The sequence below is a fragment of the Streptomyces anthophorae genome (assembly GCF_049310305.1).
GTDB lineage: Bacteria > Actinomycetota > Actinomycetes > Streptomycetales > Streptomycetaceae > Streptomyces.
In genome coordinates this window covers 5,493,275-5,506,238 of the sequence record NZ_JBLWQQ010000001.1, presented here as the reverse complement: position 1 = coordinate 5,506,238, position 12,964 = coordinate 5,493,275, and the positions used below count along the sequence as shown (strand labels likewise).

Annotated in this window: 9 protein-coding genes; 3 read left to right on the top strand and 6 right to left on the bottom strand. The window is 71.6% G+C overall.

Annotation, left to right across the window (positions count from 1 at the left end):
- Positions 1–20: 20 nt before the first annotated feature.
- Both ftsX and ftsE read right to left on the bottom strand, forming a co-directional pair.
- Entirely contained in the window at positions 21–938 is a 918-nt protein-coding gene (gene ftsX / locus ACNYS0_RS25070) for a permease-like cell division protein FtsX (protein ID WP_422476723.1), read from the bottom strand.
- A gap of 69 nt (positions 939–1,007) precedes the next feature.
- Positions 1,008–1,697: a cell division ATP-binding protein FtsE gene (gene ftsE, locus ACNYS0_RS25065; protein ID WP_266710884.1), complete on the bottom strand. Its 690-nt coding sequence runs from the start codon at positions 1,695–1,697 to the stop codon at positions 1,008–1,010.
- A 300-nt stretch (positions 1,698–1,997) separates the two neighbouring features.
- Here ftsE and ACNYS0_RS25060 point away from each other — a divergent pair, with 300 nt between their 5' ends.
- Positions 1,998–2,189 carry a hypothetical protein gene (locus ACNYS0_RS25060; RefSeq protein WP_422407610.1) on the top strand — a complete coding sequence of 64 codons (192 nt, stop codon included), beginning with the start codon at positions 1,998–2,000 and terminating at the stop codon, positions 2,187–2,189.
- Positions 2,190–2,257: 68 nt separating this feature from the next.
- On the opposite strand, the gene ACNYS0_RS25055 is transcribed toward ACNYS0_RS25060, so the two are convergent.
- The 4 genes from ACNYS0_RS25055 to ACNYS0_RS25040 all read right to left on the bottom strand — a co-directional run bounded on the left by ACNYS0_RS25055 (position 2,258) and on the right by ACNYS0_RS25040 (position 7,592).
- Positions 2,258–3,079 carry a hypothetical protein gene (locus tag ACNYS0_RS25055; protein WP_422476722.1) on the bottom strand — a complete coding sequence of 274 codons (822 nt, stop codon included), beginning with the start codon at positions 3,077–3,079 and terminating at the stop codon, positions 2,258–2,260.
- A gap of 341 nt (positions 3,080–3,420) precedes the next feature.
- Positions 3,421–4,527, bottom strand: coding sequence for a peptide chain release factor 2 (prfB, locus tag ACNYS0_RS25050; RefSeq protein ID WP_422476721.1), 1,107 nt, complete (start codon positions 4,525–4,527; stop codon positions 3,421–3,423).
- 57 nt (positions 4,528–4,584) lie between these two features.
- Positions 4,585–5,826, bottom strand: coding sequence for a serine/threonine-protein kinase (locus tag ACNYS0_RS25045; RefSeq protein WP_422476720.1), 1,242 nt, complete (start codon positions 5,824–5,826; stop codon positions 4,585–4,587).
- Positions 5,827–5,960: 134 nt separating this feature from the next.
- Entirely contained in the window at positions 5,961–7,592 is a 1,632-nt protein-coding gene (locus tag ACNYS0_RS25040; protein ID WP_422476719.1) for a serine/threonine-protein kinase, read from the bottom strand.
- A 462-nt stretch (positions 7,593–8,054) separates the two neighbouring features.
- Here ACNYS0_RS25040 and ACNYS0_RS25035 point away from each other — a divergent pair, with 462 nt between their 5' ends.
- Together ACNYS0_RS25035 and ACNYS0_RS25030 are read left to right on the top strand one after the other, a co-directional pair.
- The gene (locus tag ACNYS0_RS25035; protein WP_422476718.1) at positions 8,055–11,171 is read left to right on the top strand and encodes an FHA domain-containing protein; all 3,117 of its coding nucleotides are present in this window, start codon (positions 8,055–8,057) and stop codon (positions 11,169–11,171) included.
- Positions 11,172–11,561: 390 nt separating this feature from the next.
- The gene (locus ACNYS0_RS25030; protein ID WP_422476717.1) at positions 11,562–12,962 is read left to right on the top strand and encodes an ABC transporter substrate-binding protein; all 1,401 of its coding nucleotides are present in this window, start codon (positions 11,562–11,564) and stop codon (positions 12,960–12,962) included.
- Positions 12,963–12,964: the final 2 nt, after the last annotated feature.

The window sequence follows — 12,964 nt, the reverse complement described above, 5'->3', positions numbered from 1 at the left end:
CGTGGCGCGAAGGACTCTCGTCACACCTTCAGGTACTTGCGCAACGCGACGAACGCGGCAAGCGCAGGCATCAGCACGCTCACGGCGAGGATCAGCGGCAGCTTCGTCAACACCGAGTCCCAGCCGATGAAGTTGATGAGCTGCAACTTGTCGGAGAGGGCCACGCCGTTGTCGATCACGAAGTACTGGCCGGCCGCGAGGAACACACAGGCGATGCCGCCGCCGATGAGCCCGGCGACCGCGGCCTCCATGATGAACGGCGCCTGGATGTAGAAGCCCGAGGCACCGACGAGCCGCATGATCCCGGTCTCGCGCCGTCGGCTGAACGCGGACACCCGCACGGTGTTCACGATCAGCAGCAGCGCGACGACGAGCATCACCACCATCACCGCGCCCGCCGCGTAGTTCAGGTAGCCGAGCAGCCGGAAGAGGTTGTCGAGCACGCCCTTCTGGTCCTGCACGGACTGCACACCGGGCCGCCCGTTGAACGCCGTCGCGATGACGTCGTACTTCTCCGGGTTCTTCAGCTTGATCCGGTACGACTCCTGGAGCTGGTCCGGCGTCAGCGAGCTGGCCAGCGGGGAGTCGCCGAACTGCTCCTTGTAGTGCTTGTACGCCTGGTCCTGCGACTCGTGCGCCACGCTGTCGACGACGGGCAGCTTCCTGAGGTCGCCGAGGATGTCCTTCTTCTGCTCGGTCGTGACCGGGCCCTTGGCGCAGTTCGGGTCGGAGTCGGCGTCCCCCTTGTTGCACAGGAAGATCGAGACGTTGACCTTGTCGTACCAGTAGCCCTTCATCTGGTTGACCTGGTCGCTCATGAGCAGCGAGCCGCCGAACAGGGCGAGCGAGAGGGCAACCGAGATGATCACGGCGAAGGTCATCGTGAGATTGCGGCGGAGTCCTACGCCGATCTCCGACAGAACGAATTGGGCACGCATAGCGTCACTAACGCCTTTCGCAGCTTTCTTTGCTCGGTACTTCTCGTACTTCTCGCGGTTCCGCGGTTCTCAGTGCTGATAGCCGTAGACGCCGCGCGACTGGTCGCGCACGAGGCGGCCGTGTTCCAGCTCGATGACGCGCTTGCGCATCTGGTCCACGATGTTCTGGTCGTGGGTGGCCATGATCACGGTGGTGCCCGTCCGGTTGATCCGGTCGAGCAGCTTCATGATGCCGACCGAGGTCTGCGGGTCCAGGTTGCCCGTCGGCTCGTCCGCGATCAGCAGCTTGGGCCGGTTGACGAAGGCCCGCGCGATGGCCACGCGCTGCTGCTCACCACCGGAGAGCTCGCCGGGCATGCGGTCGTCCTTGCCGCCGAGGCCGACGAGGTCGAGGACCTGCGGCACGGACTTGCGGATCTCACCGCGGGACTTGCCGATGACCTCCTGTGCGAAGGCGACGTTTTCACCGACCGTCTTGTTGGGCAGGAGCCGGAAGTCCTGGAAGACCGTGCCGAGCTGGCGGCGGATCTGCGGGACCTTCCAGTTGGATACGCGTCCGAGGTCCTTGCCCAGCACGTGCACCTGGCCGTGGCTGGCCCGCTCCTCGCGCAGTACGAGGCGCAGGAACGTCGACTTGCCGGAGCCGGACGAGCCGACCAGGAAGACGAACTCACCACGCTCGACCTCCAGGGAGACATCCCTGAGGGCGGGCCGGGTCTGCTTGGGATAGACCTTGGAGACGTTGTCGAATCGGATCACGGGTGCGCCTCGGTGCATCGGGGGGCGTCGGAGGTAGGTGTGCGTGACCATACGCGAAGCCGCGCACAGAGCGCAGGCGCCGTCCCCCGTTGAGCGTTTTGTCCCGCTGTGATGCCGGATACGGCGCCGGAATTGTCCGCCCCGTGCCTGGTCAGGGACGGCACATCCGGCGGGACGCGCCGAATTTCCGGGAAGCTGGCACAGTGGTAGGGGGAACGGTTGCGTTTCCCGGAGCGTTGAGCGGAGAGAACCCAGGGGTACCCGGTGGCAGGCTCCGCCGCGCGGGAGGAGGAGAAGCGCATGACCTACGACCGATTGGTGTGCGCGAACTGCGCGGCCCCCGTGAACGAGGGACGCTGCCCGGTGTGCCGGGCGAATCGCGAGCGGCTTCAGCAGCAGAACCCGCTGTCCGCACTGAGCCCCATGGCGCTGGTCGCCCTGGTGGCGGTGCTCGTGGCGGCGATGGCGCTCCTCGCGCATCAGACGGTGTAGCCACCGCACACGGACATGCGAAAGGGCCCGGAGCCGATCGGCTCCGGGCCCTTTGCGTGTGCGCAGTGTTACGCGGCGGCGCCGCCACCGCGGTTGCCCGCGAGGCGCGGCAGGAGTCGGAAGCCGACACCGCCCGCGATCATCGTGGCCGCACCGATCACCAGGAACGTGGTGCCGGAGGAACCGGTCTCGGCGAGCTCACCGGTGGCCTGGGCCTTGCCGGAGCCGGTGCCGGTCTGCTGGGCCGGCTCGGAGCCGGTGTCGTTCAGGCCTTCCTTGCCCTGGCCCTGCTCGACGGGGTTGTTGTTGCCGTCGGGCGTGGTGTTGTCGCCACCGCCGGTGGACGAACCACCGGTCGAGGAGCCGCCACCCGTGGAGCCGTCGCCACCGGTCGAGGAACCGCCGGTGGAGGACGAACCGCCGGTGGAGGAGCCACCGGTCGACTGGTCGCCGCCGGTGCCGCCACCGTTGCCGTTGCCACCACCGTTGCCGTTGCCGCCGGTGGAGTCGTCGCCGCCGATCGTGCCGCCGGTGGAGTCGTCACCACCGTTGCCGCCGGTGGTCTCGTCGCCGCCGTTGCCGCCGGTGACCACGCCGGCAACCGAGCCGCCGTCGCCGCCACTGCCGCCGGTGGCCACACCGGCGACCGAGCCACCGTCGCCGCCACCGGCAACGCCGGCGATCGAGCCCTCGGTGCCGCCGTCGTCGTCGCCGCCCTCGTCCTCACCCTTGGTCGGCCAGCAAATAATGCCGAGCGGACCGCAGGTCTCGCCGCTCTTCTCGTCGACGGTGGCGGCGGATGCCGCACCCGCGGCGGTCAGCGAGGCGCCGGCCGCAATCACCGCACCGGCCGCTATCCGCGCAACGCGGATCCGCGTCTTCTTGGTCATCTGTCTGCTACCCCCAGTAGCCAATCGTCAATGGAGCAGCGCCAGGGACCGCGTTCAACCGGAGGCAGCAGAGGCCTCGTGCACCCCTCCCCCGTTCACACGCGTCCCACTAATACGCATGCCGCGCGCCAGCCTTTCCACTTTTGGGATCAACGTCAAGGCCGTTGCGCACGCTATGTCCACACTTGAGCGAGTTGACCGCCTTACGAACATGTGACTGTGACGTAAATGGCTGGCCAGTCTTCACAGATGCGCCACATTTGAAAGGGGTCCCAGGGCAAAACGAAAGGCAACTGCCGTTCGATGAACGGCAGTTGCCTTCAATTCGTTGAATCCTGGAGTTACTTCTCCTGCTGCTTGCGCCAGCGAATTCCGGCCTCGATGAAGCCGTCGATCTCGCCGTCGAGCACGGCCTGCGGGTTGCCGACCTCGAACTCGGTGCGCAGGTCCTTGACCATCTGGTACGGGTGCAGGACGTACGAACGCATCTGGTTGCCCCAGGAGCTGCCGCCGTCGCCCTTGAGGGCGTCCATCTTGGCGCGCTCCTCCTGGCGCTGGCGCTCGAGGAGCTTGGCCTGCAGCACGTTCATGGCCGTGGCCTTGTTCTGGATCTGCGAGCGCTCGTTCTGACACGAGACCACGATGCCGGTGGGGAGGTGCGTCAGGCGGACCGCGGAGTCGGTCGTGTTGACGCCCTGGCCGCCGGGGCCCGAGGAGCGGTAGACGTCCACGCGCAGGTCCGACTCGTCGATCTCGACGTGGTCGGTCTGCTCGACCACCGGGAGCACCTCGACGCCCGCGAAGGAGGTCTGGCGGCGGCCCTGGTTGTCGAACGGCGAGATGCGCACCAGGCGGTGCGTGCCCTGCTCGACGGAGAGCGTCCCGTACGCGTACGGGACCTGGACGGAGAAGGACGTCGACTTGATGCCGGCCTCTTCCGCGTAGGACGTCTCGTAGACCTCGGTCTTGTAGCCGTGGCGCTCGGCCCAGCGCATGTACATGCGCTGCAACTGCTCGGCGAAGTCGGCCGCGTCGACGCCGCCGGCCTCCGCGCGGATGTTGACGATCGCCTCGCGGGAGTCGTACTCGCCGGACAGGAGGGTGCGGACCTCCATCTCGTCGAGCGCCTTCTTCACGGCCGTGAGCTCGGACTCGGCCTCGGCACGGGTGTCCGGGTCGTCCTCCTCCTCGGCCATCTCGAAGAGGACCCCGAGGTCGTCGATACGACCGCGCAGCGCCTCGGCCTTGCGGACCTCCGCCTGGAGGTGGCTCAGCTTGCTGGTGATCTTCTGCGCCGCCTCCGGGTCGTCCCACAGGGACGGCGCGGCCGCCTGCTCCTCGAGCACGGCGATATCTGCCCTCATCTTGTCGAGGTCCAGGACGGCCTCGATCGACTCCATGGTCGAGGAGAGGGACTTCAGCTCTTCGGATACATCGACGACTGCCACAGGACCAGCCTAACGGCTGGTGCAAGTGATCCGCCCCGGCCGCCCCCGGGGGCCCCTTTACGGCTGTTCGGGCGCCGAATTGTTGCTGTCCGCTGGGGGCGCCTCGTCGGAGCCGGAGGAGGACGCCGCCCAGACGCCGCCGCCGACCGCGGCCACCAGGACGAGCCCGGCCACCCCGAACGTGATGCGTCTGCGGCGCGCGGAGTGCCGGTTGCGGGCCGAGCCGGGGCGCGGCGAGCCGTGGGCGCGGGGCGCGCGGGCCGTGCCGCGGGCGCCACCCGCCAGCTCGTCCGGGGCCGGGACCCGCATCGACGTATGGGTGTCGCGGTTGGAGTCCTTGGGCGTGGAGCCGGGGATCAGGGAGACGGCGCCGCGGCGGGGCCGCTCCGGGGGGTCCTCCGGGGTCTCGGTCCGCGGCTCCGGCTCGTCGGCGGCGGGCTCGGTCTCCGGCTCGTCCACGTCGAGCGGGGGCAGGCCCGTGAGCATCGGCTGGAGTTCGCGCAGGCGCGCGGCCAGCTCGGAGGCCCGCAGGCGGGAGGCCGGGGCCTTGGCGAGGCACTGGATGAGCAGCTGCCACAGCTCGTCGGGGATGCCGGGGAGCGGGACCACCGTCTCCGTGACGTGTCGGCGCAGGATGGCGCCGGGGTGGCCGCCGCCGAACGGCGTGAAGCCGGCGAGGAGTTCGTACAGGACCGTCGCGAGCGCGTAGATGTCGACGGCCGCGCGCGCGGGCAGGCCCTCGACGACCTCGGGGGCGAGGTAGTCGGGCGTACCGATGATCTTCGTCGCGCGCGTGCGGCGCGGGGTGTCGATCAGCTTGGCGATGCCGAAGTCGGTGAGCAGCGCGGGGTGCGAGCCGCCGGGGCCGAGCTCGCCCTGCATGTCGAGGAGGACGTTCTCCGGCTTGACGTCGCGGTGCACGATGCCCGCGGCGTGCGCGGCTGCGAGGCCCTCGGCGATGTCCGCGACGACGGCGACGGCCGCCTCGGGCGGCATCCGGCGCTCGCGGTCGAGCCGGGTGCGCAGGTCGGTGCCGCGGACGAGGTCCATGACGAGCGCCAGGTCGTTGCCGTCCACCACCAGGTCGCGCACGCCCACCACGCGCGCGTGGTCGAGGCTCAGCAGGGCGGTGCGCTCCTGGACGAAGCGGCCGACCAGTTCCTGGTCCGCGGCGAGGTCCTCGCGCAACAGTTTGATGGCGACCGGACCCTCGGGTCCCTCACCCAGCCACACCGTGCCCGCACTGCCGCGCCCCAGGATCTGGTGTGCGGTGTACCGGCTGCCGATCTTCCGTGCCAAGGCTGCTCCTACAGACGCGTGTTGGCGCCCAAGCTACGCGGCTCGGACGCCAACCTGCGCATCAGAGGGGGAATTCACCCGCCAGATGTCGACAAATCTCCAACGTCACCGACGAGTTGCCGGTTCGGTCGTCGCTAGTTGCCGGTCTTGCTCCCCAGATCGCCGATCCAGCCGGACACCGTGGAGAACCAGTCGGAGAGCTGGGCCCAGTAGCCCTTGCCGGTGCCGATCCAGTCCTGGAGCGGGGTGAACTCCCAGACCAGCCAGCTCACGACGAAGAGCATCACGATCATGAACAGGCAGCCCTTGAGGCAGCCGAGGCCCGGGATCCGCATCCGGTTGGGGCTGCGGCGCCGCGGCTCACGCGGCTCCGGCTCCCGGCGCGGGGCCTGGCGGGGCGGCGGCTGCTGCGGCGGCGCGTACTGCTGGGGCCGCTGCTGCGGCTGCTGGGGCGCGTACTGCTGCGGCTGCTGCTGTTGTTGCTGCGGGCGCGCGACCTGGCGCTGCGGGCGGCGGCGCAGCGGGTCCTCGTTCGGGTCGAGGTACTGGACCTGCGTCTGCTCGTTGCGGTCGCGGGCCGCGCGCAGCTGGTCGCCCCAGGCGTCCGGCATCTGCTCGGGCGGGCCCTGCGGCATCGGCGGCATGACGGCGGTCGGATCGGCGGCGTCACCGCCCTGGCCGTTGCCCTGCTGCTGCATGACGCTGGTGGCCGCGTTCGGGTCGTACGCCCCCGCCGCGGCGGCACCGGCCGCGGCGCCCGCGGCACCGGCGAACCCCGCGGCCGCCGCGTTGTTCGGCAGCACCTGCGTGGGGTCCGCGTCCGAGGTGCCTTCGGCGCCCGGAACCTGCGCCGGAGTCGGATCCGGCATCAGGAGCGCGCCGACGCCCTCGGCGGCGGCGATCTGCGCGCTGTTCGCGTGCACGCCGATGCCCTCGGCGACGGTGCGCAGGCCGCGCGCGAGGTTCTCCGCGCTCGGCCGTTCGTCCGGGTTCTTGCGCAGGCAGCGCTCGATGACCGTCCACAGCGGGTCGGGGACCGTCGAGGGGCGGCGCGGTTCGGCGCTGAGGTGCTGGTGCAGGACTTCGAGCGCCGAGCCGCCGGAGAACGGCGGCCGGCCCGTGACCAGCTCGTACAGCAGGATGCCAGCGCCGTAGACGTCGACGGCGCTGGTCTGGGGGCGGCCCTCGGCGGACTCGGGCGCCACGTAGGCGGGCGTGCCGACGAACTCGTGGGTGCGGGTCAGGCCCGGGGAGTCGGCGAGGCGGGCGATGCCGAAGTCGGTGAGCATCGGGTACATCTCGCCGGTGTCCTGCTTCAGCAGGACGTTGGCCGGCTTGAGGTCGCGGTGCACGACCCCGTCCGCGTGCGAGGCGGCCAGCGCGTCGGCGACCTGGGCCGTCAGGAGCGCGGCGCCGACCGGCGAGAACGGTCCGTTCTCGCGCAGGTAGCGGTGCAGGTCCGGGCCCTCGACGAGGTCCATGACGAGGGCGAGCAGATCGCCCTCCACCACGAGGTCGCGCACCCGCACGATGTTCGGGTGGGTGAGCCGCAGCAGGACGGAGCGCTCCCTGAGGAAGCGCATCACCACGTCCGCGTCGTTGGCGAGCTCTTCCTTGAGGACCTTGATCGCGACGGTCTCGCCGGGCTGGCCGGCGACGGCCGCCTCCGCGCCCGCCGTCTCGCGCTGGCGGGCTCGCCAGACGGTGCCCGTGGCGCCGCGTCCGAGCGGCTCCTCGAGCAGGTACTTGCTGCCTACCGGCCGCACGTCATGCGCTCCCTGCATCGGTCTTTGCTTGGGTCACCTGGTTCCGGGTGTTCCTCCCCCAAGCTCTTAAGGAGCAGGGGGGACCCCCCTACTCTAGTGGCGGATCCCCCCGTACCGACTGTCGATCTTCTGTGGCTTTCGGTCGGTCCCGTGCCATCCGTCGCACCGGTGTACGGCCCCGGGCCTACCCGCGTTCGACGCAAAGACGCACGGCTGGGGCTGTTGGTTGCCGCGGGACGACGTGACCGATCTCAAGCGGGCATCGAGCAGGCACTTTTACGGGCAGAGCCGACCAATCAAGATCACTTACGGGTGGCTGACGGGCGTGTTGTCAGCGGCAAGTGCAAGGATGCCTTCAGCACTGGCTGACGTGCCCGTGGCGGTGGGGGGAATCTGCGGTGGGGGACCGCGGGGCAGCCCCTCTGTTTCCGGGCGCCCGCGCAGAAGGGACCGCAGGCGGCGATGCAGATCCGGCTTACCGTCGTAGACCCCCTGGGCACGCGCCCCGACATGCTCGCACGTGGTGACGACACACTCGCGCGCGGTGTCGACGTACTGGTCACGGCCCCCGCGGGCACGGCGCTCGCCGCGGTCGCCTCCGGCCTGGCCACGGCCGCCGCGGGCGGCGAGGCGGGGTCCACGACCCTGTACGCGGGCACGCAGCGGCTCGACGCGCAGCGCTGCGTCATAGGCGAGCCCCCGCTGATCGACGGCGCGGTGATCGCGCTCGGCGCCCCCGTGGACCCGGGCCCCGAGCCGGACGACGCCGCGGCCCAGCTGCACGTGGTGGCGGGTCCCGACGCGGGCGGCGTCCACCTGCTGCACGGCGGGCAGATCCGCATCGGCCGCTCCGCCGACGCGGACGTCTCCCTCGACGACCCGGACGTGTCACGGCTGCACTGCGCGGTGACGCTCGGCGCCGACGGCCGGATCTCGGTGGAGGACCTGGACTCGACGAACGGCACGTCGGTGGACGGCCGCCCCCTCGACACCCGCCCCGTCCGCCTGTCCCCCGGTTCGCTGGTGCGCCTCGGCGAATCGGCGCTGCGGGTCTCCGTCGCCGGAGACGCGGCCCGCCCCAGGCCGCTGCGGACGGCGCCGGACGGCGAGGGGCACGTCCGGGTGCTGTTCGCCGAGCAGCCGGTGGACGCGCCCGCGCAGGCGCCCGTCGCCGACCCCGACCAGGAGACCCGGCACGCGTACGGGGACTCCGCCTGGGGCGCGGCGAGCGATGCCGCCCAAGGCGGCGCGCGGTCCCTCGTCACCGAGCCGGAGCCGACGGAGGAGGCGGAGGGCACGCGCGTGAGCACCCCCGCGCGCGGCACCACGCTGCCGCGCGCCCCGCGCAAGCGCGGCGGGCTCTCCCGGCTGCTGCGCCGCGGCCGGCGCGACGAGCGCGACGGCTTCGCCATGGTCGACCAGCATCACGAGATCTACGAACCGCACGTACTGCGCACCCCGCACCTCTCGGACCCCGTCGCCGCCCCCGGCACACCCCCCGATGAGGCCTCCCCGTACGAGGAGGAGCCCAGGCCCGTCGCCGGCACCGCCGAGACCTGGCCCGACGCCGCGGCGCTGCTGCTCACCGCGCTCGGCCCGGGGCCGCGCCTGTGGGAGCGCGGTCCCGGCCACGCGGAGGCGCTCGCGGTGCGGCTCGGCAGCGTCGACCGGCCGGGACCCGGCGGCGTGGGGCTGCTGCCCGCGGTGCCGGTGACCGTGGGCCTCGCCGAGGCCGGGGCCCTGGGGCTCGCGGGGCCGCGCGCGCGGCTCACCGGCCTGGCCCGCTGCGCCATCGCCCAGCTCACGACGCTGCACGCGCCGGAGCGCCTGGAGCTCGTGCTGATCTCGACCGACCGGGCGCGCTCCCTGGAGGAGCGGGTCGCCGACTGGTCCTGGCTCGGCTGGCTGCCCCAGGTGCGGCCCGCCCACGGCCAGGACTGCCGGCTGCTGCTCGCGTACGACCGGGAGCAGGCGGCGGCCCGTACGAACGAGCTGCTGCGCCGCCTCGACGACCACGCGGCGGGATTCAGGCCCTCCGCGCAGGCCTCCGACGAGCCCGTCGCCGCCACGGTCGTCGTGATCGACGGCGACCCCGGAAGCGCCTCGCTTCGGGAGGCCACGGTGCGGCTCGCCGCCGAAGGGGCCGCGGCGGGGATCCACGTCGTGTGTCTGGCCGAGGCGCCCGCCGCCTCGCCCGCCTCACCGGCCACGCAGAGCTACGAGGCCGCCTGCGCCGAGAGCCCGGCGTTTCGCGCGTGCGGGGCGGTGGCGCTGCTCAGCGGCGATGTGGCGACGACGCTGCGGCTGCACCGGGCGGCGCAGGGACAGCTCGTCGGGCACGGGACGGTCGGCACGGCCGACGCGGTCTCGCTCGCCTGGGCGGAGCGGTTCGCGCGGGCGCTCGCGCCGTTGCGCCCGGACGCGGTGGGCGGTTCCGGCGACCGGCCGGGCGCGCGCGTGTCGGCGCCGCTGCCGCAGACCTCCCGCCTGCTGGACGAGTTGGGGCTCGCCCGTGCCACCCCGGCGTCCCTCATGGCGCGCTGGGCGGCGGCAGGGGACGATCCGGACTCGCTCGGCGGGCGGGTCTGGGCGGTGCTCGGGGCCGGGCCGCGCGGCCCGCTGACCGTGGACCTGGCCGCCGAAGGGCCGCATCTGCTGATCGAGGGGCCCGCGGGCAGCGGCCGTACGGAGCTGCTGCGTTCGGTCGCCGCCTCGCTCGCCGCGGCGGAGCGTCCCGACCGGCTCGGCATGGTGCTGGTCGACGGGACGTCGGGCGGGGAGCGCGCGGAGGGGCTGCGGGTCTGCACGGACCTGCCGCACGTCACGACGCATCTGGCCGCCAACGACCCCGTACGGATGCGGGAGTTCGCGCAGGCGCTGAGCACCGAGCTGAAGCGGCGGGCCGAGCTCATAGGGCGTACGCACTTCTCGGAGTGGCACACGCAGCGGGCCGTGGCGGGGCGGGTCGTCTCCCAGCGCGGTGCGCCGTCCTCCGAGAGCGCCGGGGATGTGGACGTGCCGCCGAGTTCCACGATGCGGCTGCGGCCCGGGGCCACGCGGGAGCGGGCGGAGGCCGGTCCTCCACTGCCGCGGCTCGTGGTCGTCGTGGACGACCTGGACGCGTTGCTCTCGCCGCCGCTCGGGTCGATGGGGCGGCCGGCCGCCGGGTCGGTCGTGCGGGCCCTCGAGGCCGTGGTGCGGGACGGGGAGCGGCTCGGGGTGCACCTCGTCGCGGCGTTCACCTCCGGCGGGGCCCAGGGGTGGACGGCCCGGCCGCGGGTCGTGCTCGACGCTCCGGGGACCGGGAGCGAGGATCCGGCGCCGGGGCGCGGGGTGCTGCACGGGGCGGACGGGCGTGACGTGGAGGTGCAGGCGGGGCGGGTGACCGGGCGCATTCCCCGGACGGCGACGCAGCGGCCCACCGTGGTGGCCCTTGAGTGGGCCCGCATGGGCGATCCGCCGGACCGCCGCCCGGTCCGCGAACTGGGCAACGGGCCCACGGACCTGGCGCTCCTTGCCAGCGCCCTGGAACGCGCGGCCCGCTCCGTCTCGGCCACCGAGGTCCCTTCACTCCTCTGACCACATCAAGCCCCATCCGCCAACCAAGCCCCTGCGGCGATTGAGCAGCCCTTGCGGCGGTTGAGCCAATTAAGCCCCTGCGGCGATTGAGGAGCGGGGTCCGGGGCAGAGCCCCGAGGCCGCAACCGCGGCGGGGCCGAGCCCAGTCGGACCGTTGCGCGGCACCGGGGTCCGCCTTGCCCACCCTGCCGCCCAAGGCGGCAGATTGCCCAAGGCGAGACGGCAACAACCGCCGGAACTCGACGGGTTGGCGTATCACGACCCCGTCACGATCGCCGCGGATGCGGCACAGGCACTCTTGCCGCTCATCCCTGGTCGGGCGTAGAACCAGTGCGCACGGGACAGCGCTCAGTACATACGTTCAGCGTTCAGGACGAGAACGGGGCAGTGATGGGCAGCACTCGCAGCACTCTTCGTACACGCACACCCGGCACCCGCAGGAGCACCTTCCGCACCGCACTCGCGGGCATCGCCATCGGTTCCCTCGCGCTCACGCTCACCGCCTGTGGAGGCGACGACGACAACGGCAAGGACGGCGGGGGCGGCGACAAGACGCCCGCGTCCTCGGTCAAGCTGCCGAAGCTGAACGGCAAGTCGCTGGAGATCGCCGCCGTGTGGACCGGCGACGAGCAGAAGAACTTCAAGCAGGTGCTCACGGAGTTCGAGAAGCGGACGGGCGCGAAGGTCACCTTCGTCCCCGCCCAGGACCCGATCATCAACTTCCTCGGCTCGAAGGTGGCCGGCGGCGCCCCGCCGGACGTCGCGATGCTGCCGCAGCCCGGCGCCATCAAGCAGGCCGTCGACAAGAAGTGGGCCAAGCCGCTGGGCGAGGAGGCCCAGGCGCAGCTCACCAAGAACTACGCGCAGGGCTGGCAGGACCTCGGCAAGGTCGGCGACAAGCAGTACGGCGCTTATTACAAGGCCGCCAACAAGTCCCTGATCTGGTACAACACCAAGGTCTTCGAGAACGCGGCCGCCAAGGAACCGGGTACCTGGAAGGACCTGCTGAGCACCTCGCAGGCCATCTACGACTCGGGTGTCACGCCGTTCTCCGTCGGCGGCGCCGACGGCTGGCCGCTGACCGACTGGTTCGAGAACATCTACCTCTCCCAGGCGGGGCCCGAGAAGTACGACCAGCTCGCCAAGCACAACATCAAGTGGACCGACCCGTCCGTGAAGGACGCGCTCACCACGCTCGCCGAGCTGTGGGGCAAGAAGGACTTCCTCGCGGGCGGCAACAAGGGAGCCGTGCAGACCGAGTTCACGAAGTCGGTCGAGCAGACCTTCACCGGCGGCGACCAGCCCAAGGGCGCCATGGTCTACGAGGGCGACTTCGTGCAGGTCAACATCCAGCAGACGAAGGCGAAGGTCGGCACGGACGCGAAGGTGTTCCCGTTCCCGGCCGTCGGCTCCGGGGACCGGCCGGTGGTGAGCGGCGGTGACGCCGCGGTGATCCTGAAGGACTCGCAGGCGGCGCAGGCCCTTGTGACGTGGCTGGCCTCGCCGGAAGCGGCCACGATCCAGGCCAAGTTGGGCGGCTACCTCTCCCCCAACAAGAACGTGGACCTCGCCTCGTACCCGAACGCCGTGCAGCGCGAGATCGCCAAGCAGCTCGTGGGCGTCGGCAACGACTTCCGCTTCGACATGTCGGACCAGATGCCGCAGGCCTTCGGCGGCACGCCCGGCAAGGGCGAGTGGAAGGCGTTGCAGGACTTCCTGATGAACCCGAAGGACGTCGCGGGCACTCAGAAGACCCTGGAGGCCGAAGCGGCCAAGGCGTACAAGGACTGACG